Origin of the sequence: Dyadobacter bucti, from assembly GCF_005869225.1 — a bacterium.
GTDB lineage: Bacteria > Bacteroidota > Bacteroidia > Cytophagales > Spirosomataceae > Dyadobacter > Dyadobacter bucti.
Genome location: NZ_SWFP01000001.1, coordinates 978,310 through 995,908 on the forward strand (window position 1 = coordinate 978,310; position 17,599 = coordinate 995,908).

Consider the following 17,599-nt stretch of genomic DNA (forward strand, 5'->3'; position numbering starts at 1 on the left):
ATTCCGTCATCTATGGACAGCATTAACAAAACGAATCACGTTGAAAACTGTCTACTCTGGTTATACCTCCTCTGATTTTCTGACCGATGATAGCTTTATCGGTCATCAACTGTTGCCGACGAAGACTTCACATGATTTCTGGCAGGCATGGTTGGAAACCAAACCCGAAAATCGGGGAGAGTGGGAACAGGCCGTCTTTCTGCTGGACGCTATCCGCCTAGGTCTGAACGACTACGCTTCGACCTACTTGCCGGAAACGGTCATTGCCGAATTGCTGGAAAAGATCAAACTCACCAATTCCGGCCAAAAAGAAACCCGGAATCTGAAAGTTAATTTCAGATGGCTGGCAGCGGCTTCCATTGTGATTGCGCTGGTTGCCGGCAGTATGTTGTGGAAAAGGTCCGGCGTCAGCTCTGACTACCAGGCACATGTATCGGGATTGGAGTCGGCATTCACGGAAAAAGTCAATACTACGTCAAAAACACAGCTGATCCATTTGCCGGACGGCTCCACGGCAGAGCTGCTACCCAATAGCAAAATCAGCTATGCCCATGATTTTAATACCACAAACCGCCGGGTCTTTCTTTCGGGCGAAGCTTCGTTTGAAGTCGTAAAAAACGTTCGTAAACCTTTCCTTGTTTATGCCAACAAAGTGGTAACCAAGGTATTGGGTACCAAATTTATAGTGAGGGCCTACGAAACCGAAACGGATGTGAAAGTAAACGTGCAATCGGGACAAGTGTCTGTTTACCGGGAATCCGCAGATGATACCAAAATTGGTAAAACACTGCATAACGGACTACTGCTGCTGCCAAATCAGCAGGCTGTATTTTCACGAAAATCGGAGGAATTCAGCAAGACCCTGGTTGAGGAACCCGAAATCCTCACGCTGCCCGCGGCCGATAAGCCAGTATTTGTTTACGACGAGATTTCCATTTCAAAGGTATTTGAAGATATCGAAAAAGCTTACGGTATCACGATCAGGTACAATAAAGAAAGTTTGGAAGGCTGCCAGCTGAGTGCGTCTTTAAACCACGAGTCTTTTGACGAAAAACTGGAAATCATTTGCAAAACCGTAAAAGCAACTTACCAGAAGTTCGATGGCCAGATCATCATCAACGGAGGGAGCTGTGAATAGTCTTTTCGAGGCACTAACCCTAAACCAGTTTCTATGAAAACATAAATACCCTGCCCTTAAAATAAAAAACCAGCGGTGCTTGCATCACCACTGGTTTTGCATCCAACATTACCAAATCAGAAGATTCGGAAAGAGGATTGCTATGTCCAGAATTTAATAAAACTGACAAATCAAAATTATGAAAAAAGTAAATCCATACCTAAGAAGGTGTATGAAAATTACGATTGTTCAAATTGTTCTTGGCTTCCTGTTTATGGGAGTTTCCTGGGCAACTGATGTTTCCGCTCAGGAATTGCTGAACCGGACGATATCCCTCCATGTACAGAACGAAAACATAAAGAATGTCCTGCATATCATCGAAAAAAATGCGGATGTCCGGTTTTCTTACAGTCCACAGGTGGTACCTCCGAAGCGAACAGTTTCACTCAAAGCCGTCAATGTCACCGTTGGTGAAGTACTGGACAATATCCTGAGCCCCCTTCAGGTAAGTTATGTGGTGTCGGGCAGGCAGATCATACTCTCCCGCAAAACGAGCGACGCGGACAAGAAGGAAATCAAGGAGGAAAAGGCAGACGAGACAATCCCTTTAAAAATCAATGTAAAACCGGTTTCGGGAAAAGTTACCGACGATACTGGAGCGGCACTTCCGGGTGTGACTATTTTGGTAAAGAACTCACAGACAGGTACAATCAGCGGCGCAGACGGAGATTTCAAAATTGACGTTCCGGGCGACAATAATATACTGGTTTTCTCTTTTGTGGGTTATCTGACCCAGGAAATAGAAATTGGGAAGTCCAATTACCTGAAAGTTACAATGGCAGTGGATGCCAGGACCTTTGATGAAGTGGTGGTTACCGCATTTGGTATCAAAAAAGAACAGAAGTCACTGACGTACGCAACGCAGCAGATATCGGGAAAATCCATTTCCGCCGCGGGTAACCCCAATGTGCTGGGCGGACTTCAGGGAAAAGTTGCGGGTGTTACGGTAAGCCTCAACAGCGGTATGCCGGGAAAGTCGCCGGGCATCAGGATCAGGGGAAGCCGTTCATTATCAGGGAATAATTCGCCGCTGTATGTGATCGACGGTTTGCCGATTTCGGGAGGCGACCGGGTACTGGATCTTAACCCGAACGATATTGAGTCGATGAACGTGCTGAAAGGACCGGCAGCTTCCGCTCTGTACGGTCTGAGGGCATCCAACGGGGTTATTGTCATTACGACCAAAAATGGTTCGGGCGCAAAAGGGAAACCAACGGTAAATTTTGACACCCAGTTTAGTGTGGACCAGATAGGGATGCTGCCGGACCTGCAAATGGAGTTTGCCCAGGGTGAAAATGGTGTTTTTAACCCTAACTCTATCTTCACCTGGGGCCCGCGGATCAGTTCCATGACCACTTATACCAACCAGCTGGGAGAGCAGGAAGAGCCGGGCGTTTATGATAATGACAAGGAATTTTTCAGGAATGGAAGTACCATGAATACAAACCTTAGCTTTTCAAATTCAGGTGACTTCGGGAATTTCATGATTGCGGTAGGCAGAAACGACCAGAAAGGAATTGTACCCAATTCATCCATGTCCAGAAACAACATCAAGTTCAACGGGGATTTTAAACTGCTGAAAAATCTGACGTCTTCCATATCTGTCAATTACTCGGACCTGAAAGTGGATGATTTTCCGGAAAAAGGCGGGAATGAGAACCTTTTCAGGGGAATAACGGAAACCCCGCCTTCCTATAACCTGAAAGGAAAGCCCTACGCCACTCCCGGCGATCCATACCAGCAAATATTTTACAGGGTATCGCAGAATAACCCGTACTGGGTGATCAATAATGCTTTCAGGAATGAAAAAACAAAACGAACACTCGGGAACCTCCTGCTGAATTACAAGTTCACTCCAGACCTGGCACTGAATTACAGGGTTGGTGTGGATCATTATACCACGGTCATCAATGACTATAACGAACTTGGGTTTGCAACGAGGGGCAGAACCAACCCGCCAAGCGGAGGCGATCTGTACTTGTATACCCGTTTTTCCAATCAGCTGAATTCCAACTTATTCCTGAATTTCAGCAAGGTATTCAACAAGGTCTGGAACGTTGATGCCATTATCGGAAACGAAGTATTCGACAGCAATTTCCAGAGCATAAACACCACCGGATCAAACCTGGTAGTGGGAAACTGGCCGAACCTTGCAAACGCGACCCTGATCTCGGCCAGTAACAGCACAAGCAAACAACGTATCGTAGGATTTTACGGTAACATCAATATAGGGTGGAACGATAAAATATACCTTAACGCCTCGGGCAGAAATGACATCGTTTCAAACATGCCTACCGGCAACAGATCATTTTTTTATCCTTCCATAGGTGCCAGTGCCATTGTAACGGAGCTGCTGCCTGAAAGCAAAAATATCTTCTCATTTGCCAAAATCAGGGCCACGCTGGCGGAGGTAGGCCAGGCAGGGCCTGTATATGTCAATGGCAGGGGCTTCACAACCAATACCCCCGGATCATTTGTTTTTCCATATCAGGGGCTGGTAAGCTGGACACAGAGCTCGACCCGTATCAATCCGAACCTGATGCCGGAAAATACCCGGACTTTCGAAATTGGAGGCGATATCAGGTTTTTAAGCGACAGGCTATCCATAGACTACACCTATTTTGACAGCAAGTCCGACGGGCAGATTTTTAATGTTCCGGTCGCCATCACAACGGGAGCATCCAGCGAAATCAGAAATGGAGGAAAAATACGCAACAACGGGCATGAGATCGTACTCTCCCTTGTACCGGTGCAGAGCAAAAATTTCAGGTGGGAGTTTAATACCAATTTCACTACTTATCAAAGCAAAGTACTGGAGCTTTACGGAGGCACCCAGCGGGTAAATATTTCGAGCGGGGTAATCACACTGGTGGCCGAAGTGGGTAATGTGTACCCTCAGTTTGTCGGAACGTCCTATATGAGAGATCCGGCAAGTAACCAGATCATTTACCAGGGCGACCAGTCGAAGGTGGATTACGGATTGCCGATCATTGACAATTCCCAGAAAGTACTTGGCACGCCGACGCCTGATTTCGAGATGAATTTCATAAACAGTTTAACCTTTATGGGCTTCACCCTGACCGCCCAGCTGGACTGGCGCAAGGGCGGGCTGATCTATAACCATTCATTGAACGAATCACAAAGACGTGGCCTCGCGGGGGAAACCCGTGACAGGGAGACCTCCTTTGTACCGGAAGGTAAAAAAGGAACCGTCGCCAACGGAGCTGTTGAAATCATGGGCGACAATGATATCCTGATCAAAAAGGATGTTAATTATTACAACAATTTATGGCCCAATAACGAAGCCAGCCTTAGTGACGCTTCTTTCCTGAGGTTCAGAGAAGTGGGCCTGAACTACAATTTACCCGCCAAGTGGCTCAGCGGAAGGAAGATAAGCAGTGCTTCCATTTATCTGACCGGCCGCAACCTGTTTTTGATCACAAAGGCTTTCACCGATCCTGAGGTGAATATTTCCGAGGGAGGTTACAGCAGCCCCAATTCCCAGGGTATCGAGGTTTCTCAGATCCCTCAGACAAAAAGTTACGGAGCTGGTATACGACTGAAATTTTAAAACTTGGTAAACATGAAAAAATTACAAATATTGATTGCATTGCTTTTACTGGCGTCAGGTTCCTGCACGGATGAGATCCTCAATAAAATAGATACGAACCCCAACCAGGTAAATGATGCCCCCCTGAAAACCATGCTGCCCCAGGTACAAATGAGCTACGTGACGGAGGTTGCGGGCGGAAGTACCGCTTTGAATGCATACTACTTGTCCGAGGCCAACACTTTCGTATTGGGAAACAATGTGTTAAAAGACCTGCAGGGACTGGGGTCTCAGGTGTGGAATCAGTCCTATTCCGCGATGAATGACCTTGCGATCATCAAGAAAAAGGCTTTGGAAAGCAATTCCTTTACTTATGCAGGAATTGCTGACGTGCTCAGGGCATTTAATATGGCCGCCTTAACCGACCTCTTCGGTGACGTACCATTCAAAGAAGCATTGAGAGATGATATCGGAAACCCTGTTTTTGACCCTTCCCAGGAAATATATACCGAAATTCACAAGACCCTGGATGAAGCAATTCTGAACCTGGAAAAGGATTCCGGGCCGGTAGCTCCCAAAACCGATGACATGTTTTTTGCCGGGGACCGTGCCATGTGGATCAAAACAGCCTATGGGTTAAAAGCCAGGCTCTACAACCGGTTATCCAACATCGATGCTGCCGGGTCGGCCAACAATGCACTGGGTGCCATTGCAAAATCATTCAACAGCGATTCCGAAAATCTGATATTTTCCAAATTCGCTGATACGCAAACGAACGGAAATCCTTTTGCTGTTGCCAACAACAGCCAGCCGGGATCAAGCGTCGGAAATGGTGTGTACAACGCGATGGCGAGTTTTGGTGAGAGCCAGAAAGCGGACGACGATCCCAGGGCCGCCATATGGTTTACGAAGGTAAAAGGGCAGATCATTTCGGCCCCCAATGGTACCGCCAGGGCAGATTTTGGCGAGCCCAGGCTGGACGGGGCCTATTATTCGAAACCGGAATTAATGAAATACTTCAACTCCCCCATGCCTGTGCTGACATTCGTTGAGCTGAAATTTATCGAGGCGGAAGCGCAGCTGCGGCTGGGTGATAAGACCAAAGCAAATACTGCCTATGAACTGGCCGTAGACCTGGCACTTCGCCATGCCGGCGACTATAGACCCGCAGTCAAGCTCAGCGATGAGAAAATAAGCGCTTACAAAAGTTTACCGAAGGTTTTGCCGGGAAGCAGCATGCTGGCCCTAAGCGATATCATCAAGCAGAAGTACATCTATTTTTATCAGTTTCAGCCCATAGAAGCATACAATGATGTAAGGCGAACTGGTATTATTCCGGTTACCGATCCCACGGGAAGGGCTTCACGTTTACCCTACCCCGTTAGCGAAATCACCAGAAACACCAGTACACCGGCCGACATAGACAATATATCTGCGCTCGAACCCAGGACAAAGGTGTTCTGGGCCATCAAATAGTCATTGAAGTTTTCACTTTCGATCCATCAGAAATTATAATAATCATGAAAAGAAGAAATATGATCAAGGCTGGCCTGCTTGGCCCATTTGCACTGCAAAATCTGGTTTCGTTTGAAAATACGCTTCAAAAAGGCAAAGACGGTACGGTGGAAGAACCCAAACGTTCGTTGACGGTGGTAAGGGAAACGGATGTGATCGTCTGTGGCGGAGGACCGGCCGGCTTTGCAGCGGCTCTGGCTGCCGCCCGGTCCGGAGCAAAAACTACTTTAATAGAACTTCACGGCTGCCTGGGAGGGATATGGACTGCGGGCCTGCTCAGCAATATCATCGACCACGAAAACAAAAACGGGATCATGAAGGAGCTCGAATACCGACTGGACAAATCGGATGCCCAGTTTACAGCCAGAAAGTATGATGCCGAACAAATGAAATGGATCCTGGAAGAAATGTGTAAAGAAGCCGGGGTTGAGGTACGTTTGCATACCCGGGTAACCGCAGCCTATCAGGATAAAAACAAAAAAATCGATTTCATAACAACCGAAAGCTTTTCCGGAAGGGAAGCCTGGAAAGCAAAAGTGTTTATCGATGCGACAGGCAACGGTGACCTGGCCGCCAGGGCCGGGTGCAGCTTCGATTTGGGCGAGCCCGAAACGGGCCGGGTGCAGCCCATGTCGCTGATGGTGATTCTCAGCGGGTTAAAAGAAGCTGATCTGGTAAAAGAAGGTTTTATTCTCGGGCTTGGGAAAGATGGGTCGCCTACTACCGAAGGGAAGAAAAAGCTCCACGCAGAGATCCTTAAAATCGGCTTTGACACCAGCTACAGTATGCCAAGCTTTTTTACGATCAGGCCCGATTCCATTGCCTTGATGATGAACCACCAGTACGGTGTCTCCGCCCTCGATTCCGACGCGATCAGCAAAGCCACTATTGAAGCCAGAAACGAAATAAACAAAGTGATCAGCGGGCTGCGGGCAACGGGAGGGATCTGGTCAAATGTAAGAATCGTAACTTCCGCCGCGCAGATAGGGATCAGGGAAGGGCGCAGAATTCACGGTCATTACATGCTCACTAAAGAGGACCTGCTGAATGGAGCGCAGTTCCCCGACGGCGTTTGTAACGTTAAATTCTCGGTGGATGTGCACGCGCTGACAAAAGTGGAAGGCGGCGGTTACAGTAATTCCGGCGTAAAAATGGAACCCTACCAGATACCGCTGCGGTCCCTGATCGCAAAGGATGTCAATAACTTAATGATGGCAGGACGCTGCATCAGCGGTGATTTTTATGCCCATGCAAGTTACAGGGTAACGGGCAATGCCGTACCCATGGGCGAAGCCGCAGGGAAGGTAGCAGCAAAAGCATCTTTGTCGAACCGTGTTCCTTCGGCGGTCAACTGGAGCGAGATTTCTTAAATACAGAGTTGTATCAAAACAAAACCCGTTAAACGAATGGAGAGGAGAAAATTTATCAATACGGCTATTTTCGGTGCAATACTTCCCTTTTCTGAATCCGTTGCAGAAAGTACCCCCGCAAAAGAAAATGGTTTGGCAGAACCGGGAAGGAATATTCCAATCGCAGGAGATTATGATGTGATCGTATGTGGCGCCGGCCCCGCGGGTATTGCAGCTGCCATAGAGGCCGGCCGGAACGGGGCAAAAACACTATTGATCGAAGTGCACGGCTGCCTGGGCGGAGTCTGGACAGCCGGAAACCTGACCTGGATACTCGACAATCAGAACAAATCCGGCTTGATCAATGAGATCAAACGTGACCTGGCCAAACTCGCAGGTGCAGGTACCGTGGACAGCGGAAGCAGCTATTCTTTCGACGCCGAGGTAATGAAGGTAATTCTGGAAGCTTATTGTGTTGAATCAAATGTAGACGTCCGTTTGCATACCAGAGTGGTTTCAACTGCTGTAAAAAACGGAAGGCTCACCCATGTATTGACCGAGTCAAAATCGGGGCGGGAAGCGTGGGCTTCCAAGATCTTTGTGGATTGTTCGGGTGATGGTGACCTTGCCATGCAGGCGGGCTGCAAATACGAATATGGCGGCCCGGAAGGCGAAGGCCAGCCGCTGAGCCTTCTGGCACTGGTCACAGGTGTGAACTACGATGAAATCAAGCCCTTTGTACGGGATGCCGATGACAGCAAATTACGTTCTCCTTCCAAAAAAAGACTGGAAGCTGAGATAATCAGGAGTGGCGTGAAGCCTTCATACAGCCTGCCTGGCCTGTACCCGATCCGGAAAGATCTGTTCATGATGATGGCCAATCACGAGTACGGTTATGTCGGGTTTGACGCCAAACAAATCAGCATCGCTACAATACGTGCCCGGGCCGAGGTCCATCAGATCGTTAACGGACTGAGGTCCCTGGGCGGGCATTGGCAGCATTTAAGGATCGTGAGCACAGCCGAGCAGATCGGGGTACGCGAAAGCCGCAGGATACATGGATTGTACACGGTCACTGCGAACGATATTATTGAGGGGGTAAGGCACAAAGATGCGGTTTGCAGGGTCACTTTTGGCGTAGATGTTCATTCCGTAAAAAAAGACGACGAGAACAAAAAAGTTTATAACAGAGGCGTAAAGGCAATCCCTTACGACATCCCGATCCGCGCATTGATTGCAAAAGATGTGAAAGCACTGATGATGGCGGGCCGCTGCATCAGCGGAGATTTTATTGCGCACTCCAGCTACCGGGTTACAGGAAACGCAGTGGTGATGGGCGAGGCGGCCGGCAGGGTGGCAGCCATCGCAGCTGTGTCGGGACGGTTGCCTCAGGAAGTGGACTGGGCCGAGGTAAAATGGACTTTATGATGGTATTGTCTTTAATCACCTCGGTACTTTTCATGTGTTTTCAAATGCCGGATAATCGCCGGCATCATGAAAGTTGTGTGCTGGTAAAACACACTTTTGCCGATCCCGATGACTCTCTGGAAATCATTAATCTGGTTGAATGCCAGTCCCCAAACGGGCTGACAAATTGGTTCAGCAGTGACATCAAGAAATCAGTATGCACCTCAAAACAATGCAAAATGCTGAATGTGCGCCTGTTTTGGGACGGAGTCGGGAATTATCACCATTTGGAATTGATTGACAATGAACCACTCACCAAAACAGACCATACGGAATTCAATGCTGACGACTATGATAAGCTCAATTCAATCTTATCCGATTCCTTATCTGTTTTCAGAGACCTTCAAATGGAGGACCTGGTCATTGAAAAGCGAAGTGACGTAGACGGGGTTTCCGGGGCAACGAGTAAATCATTAACCGACTATGTAGTCCGGGATGCGGTTTATACGTGTTATACTTTGTGGCATACCGTTTACGGGACCAGCAAAAACAATATCCATGCACTTTTGAAACAGCGGGTCGACAAGGACTATTTGCGCAAACTGTTCGATAGAAATGATCCGGTTACAGACATTTGGGCACTTAATACAATGATAAGCAACCCGGAATATGCGGCACCGTTTTTCGATAAACTGATTGTTAAAATTGCTTCCGGGAATGACATTACTTCCAGTCTGGCACTAAGAGCCATCTCGCCCCGGAATTTAAATAGCGAAGCCCTTCAAAAGAAACTAGCGAACCAGATTTCCAAAGCTGACGATCTGAAAAAGCTGGATATTATCTGGAAGCTGAATGATTGTCCGGTTGTTTACGATGCCGTCATCATGCAGTTGCTGCATGATTATCAGAAAGGGATAATTACGCCGGCAGCGCTTCAATACGTTTACAAAATGATATCCGGCAAAAACATGTTGAATCCTGATATAGCTAAAAAATTACAGGAGTTCCGGACCGACAAAAATCGGTATATCAGGGATATTACGGACAAATTACTGATAACAACAGAGGCAAAAAACCAACGTCAACCTCGGCGAACAGACTAATTTTAAATCAGTTGCCCCCTGACGCTTTCAAATAAAAAGTCTGACTGAAAGCCCCGTTCACAGCGCTGTTCCAGGCTTCCACGCGCATCCAGGTCCTGCCCTTCAGCTTGGGGCGGAACTGAAATTGCTGCTCGCCAAAGGCCCGGGTATTCGTCAGCTGTATTTGTTCCCGGTACACTTTTTCTCCGTCCCCGGAGATGATTTCTACAAAATTCATCGGAAAAGTCCAGCTCAGTTTCAAGCGCACGTCTGCTGTACCATCGGCATTCAATGTCAGCGTTTCGCCGGACAATTTTCCGTTCACCTTCAATTCATGCATCAGTACCTCTCCGGTAGTCGCGAAGAACTTTCCATGCTGCATCGCATCTACCACAGGCTTCCAGCCTTCGTCATACCCGGGCAGCTTATCCAGCATCATGTAATTGACATTCATATGCGCATACATTTCGTTCTCCTGCGTGACAGTGAACAGGTCGGCCTCCGCGATCACGGTTTTTTTTTCGCCCCAGTTGTTCATGTCGTCCAGCAGGTCGAGCACGCGGTTACCCAGGCGCGGCTGCGACAGATCGGCAGGCATCGCTTTCCAGGCCGCGCCCATAAAGCGGTCCGATTTAAAGAAATCTTCATGGTTATAAATGTCGGGAGTGTTAACCGATCCCTTGGTGCGTGCGTGCGCGGTCCAGGCCAGCCCCTGCTCCTCCTCCAGCAATTTCAGCATGTCTTTTTTATCACCTATGTGGTATACCTTGCCAAAACCCGGCTTGTTTTCAACGAAAGGCACTTCCTTTTTGCGCGACATGACCCAGTATACCGGCCTTGGAAAAATCTGCAGCCAATGTCCGCCGAAAAACTCATTGGGCTCCTCCCCCGGCATAAGCAGAAATTCGCTGTCCGACAGCCGTTTACATTGCTCAAACAGGGCTTTCAATTCCCTTAGCCGGAGCGAGTCGGGTCCTTTCGGGTGAGCGGTATAATGGAATTCTCCAAGGTGGACCATATCAACGCCCAAGCGCTTGAATACTTCTACAAATTCAGGTTTTTCCGGAACGGGCTTGCCTGCCAGTACTACATTCATGATGAACTCATTATGAAAATGGCTCGACATCGTTTGGAAGCCCGGAAGTTTGACATAACGGTCCGCATTCGTGAATTTCTTGACAGCGTCAACAGCCTCACCGCCATCCGCATTGCTGATGAGACAGAAAAAGTTCATACGTTGCTGTGTTCCTGGAGGAGCATTGAACCAGGGTACAAAGCGGTGGTCACCTTCCAGTTCCTGTCGTATTCCGATCCCATATCCGTCCAGCATTTTCCTGTAACCCCTGCCATGCCATATGAATTTCAGGTTAAAAGCTTCATCCAGCGGATAGAAATACTGGTGCGGCGCGGGGAAAATGGCCATGGTGCCACTGCTGCCCTGTGCTGCGATAGTCCGGTATTTTACGGCAAGGTTTTGGGCAGAATCCATGTACTGAACCGCAGCCGACTCCATTTGGTCCGCTGTATTCGTCCAGGAAATATTTTTCCATTTCTCCGTCCTGCTGATCAGCCCCGCATCATACACAATGGCTGTCGCCGAAGCTTTGGTCGACATCACCGCGGCAATGTTGAACAGTGGGCTGCCATTATAAAAAGTCACTTCAAGCATGCCTGAAAAGCGGTCGGCGGTCAGGCTGCCAATCGTAACCACTGTACGGCTGCCGATACTTTTAACAGAAATACCTGTCTTTTTGAGAATTACCGGGAAGGTCTGAAAAGGGCGTAAAGGAACTTTGTCGAAAAAGATATTCCATCCGTTCTGAGACAGCAGGTCACGCTTGCCGATCGTCAGCAGAAACGCCGCATCCAGATCTTCCGAAACCGTAACAGGCTCGGCTTTCGTGCCCAATGCGATGCGTTTAAACAACGGATTGGAAGGCGACAGATCGAACTGCACCTTGCCAAACTTCCCCTCGCCAGCAGGCCAGGTAAGTTCCACAAGGTCTTTTTGCCGGGTGAGCGTAGCTTCGCCTTTCCGGTCGAATTGTACCGTATTCAGTTTCAGCTGCGCCTGTGCCCGGATTATTCCTGCGGCCAGGAAAGCGATTAGGATAAACGATCTGAGTTTCATGGGTGGTCTGTATCAATTCCGACATCAACTTTTCTTACCTGCATAAGCTGTTGCGGAACGACTTTTACCCAGGCCGGACCTTTTTTCGCATTGCATCCAGCACCGGTATGAATATCCCCGGATCGGATATTGAAACTTGAGTGGTATTGCATCACCCTGTCAATAGTGATGGCTATTATAAGCTCAATTGATTTTTATGGAGTGCCAGGCTGCGCAATAAGTGAGCCTCTCAGGAAAAGGAAGGGAGCTACCAGAACGTAATGTTCCGGCGGTAGGAAAACAACACGGAAACATTTGGTTTCCGTGTTGTTGCAAGCTTTTGCAGGTTTTCACAACCGGCTCAATATCCTGGCGTACGTTGCAGATTAGGATTATTATTCAACTCATAAGCCGGAATAGGGAATACAAGTTCTCTCTCGGTCAGTACCGGCCCATAAGAAAACTTATGCCCTACGTAATTATCAAATTGTTTGGTCGTCAAATTGAACCCCTTACGGAGGCGGACCATATCAAACCAGGTAACATTTTCAAAACACAGCTCATACCACCGTTCTTTCCAAACGGCTTCGCGGAACTTGTCTTTTGCGAGTCCTGCCAGATTTGGTAATGTTGCCCTGGTCCTGATGGCATTCACGGCATCGTAGGCTTTGGCAGTCGGCCCGCTTACTTCATTGGAAGCTTCTGCATAAGTCAGCAATATATCCGCATACCGGATGAGTGACCAATTGAGATCACTATTGGCCGTTGTGGTCTGAGCTGCCACATCAAAAAGCTTATAAATAAAATATCCTCCCAGGTCCACCACCTGGTTGCGGTTAGACTCGTTTGTAAACTTGGTAAAAAAGAACTGTCCTTCTTTTGCGCGCAAGTCTGCCGGATCGTACGATTTCACAAACTCATTGGTTGCATATATCCCGCCGGTTTCTGCAGAGTAGGCTGAAATACCCTTGTTGTAAGGGATGATCAATTCCTGCCAGTTCCCCGGCAAGATCTGCGTCCTGAACTGGACCATGAAAATGTTCTCCTCGATGTTCTTTTTTGCCGGATCGTGCAGATCGGCGTAACTTGCAAACAGCTTGAACTGCTTGGAATCAATCACCTCCTCGGCTTTTTTTGCGGCCATATCGTAATAGGCAGCACCTTTTTCCAATGGGTAACCGGCCATGGTCAGATATACTTTGGCCAGCAAAGATTTCACAGCTCCAAGCGTAACTTTCCCGGTTTGGTCAACCCACGGCAGCCCGGAAGCCTCAGCGGTTTTCAAGTCTTCCACGATCAGGTTGTAAACATCCTCCGGATTGGCCTGAGAGGGTCTTAATTGCTCGGATTCAAGTGCGACAGGCTCGGTAATCAATGGTATGTCTTTGAACAATTGTACCAGTGTGAAATAATACCAGGCGCGAAGGAAATGTGCCTCTCCGAGCAGTCTTTTCGATTCAGCGGCATCCATGGCGATTCCCGGTATCTTGGCTATGGAAAGGTTGGCATTGCCGATACCCCTGTAATATTGCTGCCAGTAACTGGTACCGTAGGCATTTTCAGCCGTGTTGGTCAGGTCCTTTACGAAATAGCTACTGGTAGCCTGCCCCAAATCGGTACCGGCCTGCCCCGTAGCAAATTCCGTCATCACCCAGGGCCCGCCTCCGAAACCACTGGCTGTTATATCTCTCAAAGGGGCGTAAATCGCATTCACCGAGCTTCTGGCATGTTCCGGCCTGGTGAAGTAGGTGTCTTCTGTAAAGTTGCTGGGATCATTCTCAGTCAGGAAATCGGAGCAACCGGTTATGCACAATGTGCCGGCAATTGCAATCAGCAGCCTATATCTTTTTGTTATTTGTCTCATTGTTTCTTCTTTATAAAGTCTGCATTAAATTAAAACCCAACATTAATTCCTACCATAAACACCCTGGGCCTCGGATAGTCATACAACGCCACACCTTGCTCCAGAATGTCGCCGGAGTTGGAAACCTCTGGGTCATAACCTTTGTATTTGGTACTCAAAAAGAAGTTCTGAACCGATCCGTACACTCTCAAACGGTCTAATTTCAGCTTGGAAGTCACTTCTGGGGAAAACGTATAGGCAAGCAGCAGGTTACGTCCGCGAATAAAGGAAGCGTCTGTCACTTTATGACTGTCATTAACAGTTGTATAACCGGCGATCAGCGGACGAAGCTGTGCTATTTCGGTATTTTGATTGGTTTCTGTCCAGGCATTCAGTACCGTTCTGTAACTGTTGGCCTGTCCCTGACGGTCTTCTGCTGAGTGGATACTCCTGTTCAGTACATCGTTGCCGTACATGAACTGCAAGTCTACCGTTAACGACAAGGCTTTGTACTGGAAAGTGTTCAGGAACGTGCCAAACCCTTTGGGTACACCACGTCCGATGATGGTTCTGTCAAGGTCGTTGATAGTACCGTCATTATTCAGGTCCTGGTGTTTGATGTCCCCCGTCTCCAAGCCATATTTTTTAGCTGCATCAGCCTCGTTGCTTCCCCATGTTCCGAGGGAAACCCTTCCAAAGAAAGAACCTACAGGCTCACCCACCTTGATGATGGTATTGCCCTGAATAATAGGGGCATTCTGATTGGCCAGGGTGAGCACCTTGTTTTTGTTGGCGGAAATATTGAAAGTAGTATTCCACGAGAAATTTTCCGTTCTGATATTGGTTGTATTCACGGAAAACTCTATCCCTGTATTCTGCATACTTCCTACATTCGAATAAATGTTGGCATATCCGCTGCTATATGGCAGAGGCGCATTAAGCAACATATCCTCCACTTTTCTCTGGTACAGATCGAGCTCAAAGTTAAACCGGTTGGAGAACAGGCCCAACTCCAAACCGACGTCGACCTGCTGTGTTTTTTCCCAACGTAAATCCGGATTGGCAATACGGCCTGTGCCTATTCCGCTGTTCCGGGTCCCGCCAAAGATCACCGTATAATTTCCAAGCCCTGCGAGTGCCCTGTATGCCGGTATTTCCGAATTACCCGTAACTCCATAGCTGGCCCGGAGTTTCAGGTTCGAGACAGAGGGAACGCCTTTCATAAATTCTTCCTCCATGATCCTCCAGGCTACTGCCGCGGAAGGGAAAAAGGCAAATTGATTGTTCCCCCCGAATTTGGAAGAGCCATCAGCCCGGCCTGTGAAGGTAAACAGGTATTTATTAAGCAAAGTGTAGTTCAGACGGGCAAAATAAGAGTTCAGTCCGTAGGCTAATGCATAGGATGTCGGCGCCTGCGGGCTCGCTCCTACCGAAAGGTTGTTGTACTGAAAAAAGGAATCCGTAAAACCCTGGGTAACAGCCCTGTTCCTGAACTGGTCCATGTGCTGCCACGACAACCCGGCCATTGCGTTAATACTATGGATTGAGCTGAATTCCTTGTTATAAGTCAGGTAGTTTTCAAATTGCCAGGAGTTGAACCTGTTATTGTCGACATAGGCATCACCGTTATCAGAAATATACTTCATTCCTCTCGGCGCAAAGTAGTCGTTCCGCTGATTGATAATATTGCTTCCGATGGTCGATCTCAGTTCCAGCCCTTTCGCCAGGTTGATGGCCACATACATATTACCCAGCATAGTCTGGGTTTTCAGCAAGTTCCGCACATCGGTACCCACGCGCAAAGGGCTGTCGCCTCCCTCCATGCCCGGATAGTCCCGGTTGCTGGCCCAGCTGCCATCGGGATACTTCACGGGGATGATCGGCAAGCCTTCCAAAACCTGACGCATCATTGTGATCCCTCCGCCACCCAGGATATCCACCTGCTTTTCGTTCTGGTCGGTATACCCCAGTGTACCACCCACTTTCAGCCAGCTTTTAATCTGGGTATCAAATACGAAACGGCCTGCAAATCTTTTTTGCCATGAACCTGCGGCCAGCCCGTCCTCATTGCGGTAGTTCAAAAAGGCGCCAAAAGTACCCTTTTCATTGCCTCCGGTAAATCCCAGCTGATGGTTTTGCGTAAAAGCAGGCTTGAATGTTTCATCCTGCCAGTCGGTATCGTACAACGGATTTCCCTGCGAATCAAACAACAGCGGGTTGGTCCTTTTCAGTTTTGGATCTGTGTATTTTGTACTGTTTCCAGCTGCGTCGAATGCGTCCGGATCATATTTTCTCGCATTTAAAAAGGCACGGTCTTCAACCTCCAGAAATTCTTTTGAATTGAGCAGTTCCAGCTTTTTGGGCAGGACACCCACACTGAAATCGGAGTCATAGGTGACTCTTCCACCACCCGAAGTACCTCGTTTTGTAGTCACGATAATAACCCCGTTGGCGCCGCGGGCCCCGTAAATCGCTGTTGAGGATGCGTCTTTGAGCACCTCGATAGACGCAATATCATTGGGGTTGAGGTAATCGATCGGGCTACTCCCGTTCACCAGGCCCACTCTGCCGGATGCTGCGTCCTGAACAGGGGAACTGATAATTACACCGTCTATTACATAAAGCGGATCGTTGGCAACGCTCAAAGAACTGATCCCGCGAATACGGATAGTTGTTCTCCCGCCCGGTCTTCCGGAGTTGGATGATACGTTCACACCGGAAAGACGGCCCGATAAGCCCTGGCTAAGTGAAGAAGCCGGTCTTTCTTGCAATGCTTCCGCTTTTACAACGCCGACAGCGCCTGTTAAGTCCGATTTCTTGACTGTTCCATAGCCCACCACCACAACTTCCTCCAGAGCATTGTCATCCGGAGCAAGGTTAACCGTCAGATTGGTTTGATTGCCCACAGCTACTTCCTGGGCCTTGTAGCCTACGAAGCTGAATACAAGAATGGCACCGCCAGCCTGTTCGTCGGGGATATCCAGTTTGAAATCACCCTCCGCCCCGGTGGAAGTACCGCGCTGCGTACCTTTCAGTAATACACTGACTCCCGGCAAGGCAGCTCCGTTCTCATCGGAAACTTTACCGGTTATCGATCTGTCTGCAATTTCAGCGAGCATGGATGCGGACGTAGTTTCCAGGTCCGTACCTGTCGTTTGCATCAAAGCCGATTCCTTAGGTCTTATTGCATCGGTTTTTTTATCCTTTTCAACCTCGGTAATGACAAAAGTATTTTTTCTGGTTTTTTTATATTTCAACCCACTTTGTCCCAACACAATATCCAGGTTTTTCTCTATGGGTTCCGTAAAGTTGACTGCATGGGCAGACACGCTCATGGCACCAACCAGTCTTTCTTCAAATACGATTTCCACACCGTAATGCTTTTGCATATTCAAAAGAACGTTCCTCAGTTTCATTTCCTGCCTCTCCCCTCCGGGCAGCTTTGCAGGCATAGAATTAAAGGCAAGCGGTTGGGCATTTGCCAAGGGCGAGGCCTGAATCATCACCATCAGTCCCATTGCCAGCCACGGTTTTGCGGATAACTTTAGTTGCATAATTAATAAGGT

At 48.3% G+C, this 17,599-nt stretch carries 9 protein-coding genes; 6 read left to right on the forward strand and 3 right to left on the reverse strand.

The genetic code is table 11. The features are described from left to right. Positions 1 to 40 precede the first annotated feature (40 nt). The 6 genes from FBF61_RS03560 to FBF61_RS03585 all read left to right on the forward strand — a co-directional run bounded on the left by FBF61_RS03560 (position 41) and on the right by FBF61_RS03585 (position 10,101). Positions 41 to 1,138 carry a FecR family protein gene (locus FBF61_RS03560; RefSeq protein ID WP_138475776.1) on the forward strand — a complete coding sequence of 366 codons (1,098 nt, stop codon included), beginning with the start codon at positions 41 to 43 and terminating at the stop codon, positions 1,136 to 1,138. Positions 1,139 to 1,349: 211 nt separating this feature from the next. Beyond that, a complete protein-coding gene (locus tag FBF61_RS03565; RefSeq protein WP_166444411.1) occupies positions 1,350 to 4,748 on the forward strand; it encodes a SusC/RagA family TonB-linked outer membrane protein in 3,399 nt (1,132 codons plus the stop codon). A gap of 12 nt (positions 4,749 to 4,760) precedes the next feature. Further along, complete coding sequence (locus tag FBF61_RS03570; protein ID WP_138475778.1) at positions 4,761 to 6,203, forward strand: SusD/RagB family nutrient-binding outer membrane lipoprotein; 1,443 nt, start codon at positions 4,761 to 4,763, stop codon at positions 6,201 to 6,203. A gap of 44 nt (positions 6,204 to 6,247) precedes the next feature. Then, positions 6,248 to 7,612, forward strand: a complete 1,365-nt coding sequence (locus tag FBF61_RS03575; protein ID WP_138475779.1) for an FAD-dependent oxidoreductase — start codon at positions 6,248 to 6,250, stop codon at positions 7,610 to 7,612. Between the two features lie 36 nt (positions 7,613 to 7,648). Then, positions 7,649 to 9,019 (forward strand): FAD-dependent oxidoreductase, encoded by a 1,371-nt coding sequence (locus tag FBF61_RS03580; RefSeq protein ID WP_138475780.1) that lies wholly within the window; start codon positions 7,649 to 7,651, stop codon positions 9,017 to 9,019. Then, on the forward strand, positions 9,016 to 10,101 hold the full coding sequence (locus tag FBF61_RS03585) for a hypothetical protein (RefSeq protein ID WP_166444412.1): 1,086 nt from the start codon (positions 9,016 to 9,018) through the stop codon (positions 10,099 to 10,101). The genes FBF61_RS03580 and FBF61_RS03585 overlap by 4 nt, the downstream gene beginning before the upstream one ends. 7 nt (positions 10,102 to 10,108) lie before the next feature. On the opposite strand, the gene FBF61_RS03590 is transcribed toward FBF61_RS03585, so the two are convergent. From FBF61_RS03590 to FBF61_RS03600, 3 genes are all read right to left on the reverse strand, one after another. Then, complete coding sequence (locus FBF61_RS03590) at positions 10,109 to 12,211, reverse strand: CehA/McbA family metallohydrolase domain-containing protein (protein WP_138475782.1); 2,103 nt, start codon at positions 12,209 to 12,211, stop codon at positions 10,109 to 10,111. 340 nt (positions 12,212 to 12,551) lie between these two features. Continuing rightward, positions 12,552 to 14,054, reverse strand: a complete 1,503-nt coding sequence (locus FBF61_RS03595) for a RagB/SusD family nutrient uptake outer membrane protein (protein ID WP_138475783.1) — start codon at positions 14,052 to 14,054, stop codon at positions 12,552 to 12,554. 29 nt (positions 14,055 to 14,083) lie between these two features. Beyond that, positions 14,084 to 17,587 (reverse strand): SusC/RagA family TonB-linked outer membrane protein, encoded by a 3,504-nt coding sequence (locus FBF61_RS03600; protein WP_138475784.1) that lies wholly within the window; start codon positions 17,585 to 17,587, stop codon positions 14,084 to 14,086. Between the last annotated feature and the right edge of the window lie 12 nt (positions 17,588 to 17,599).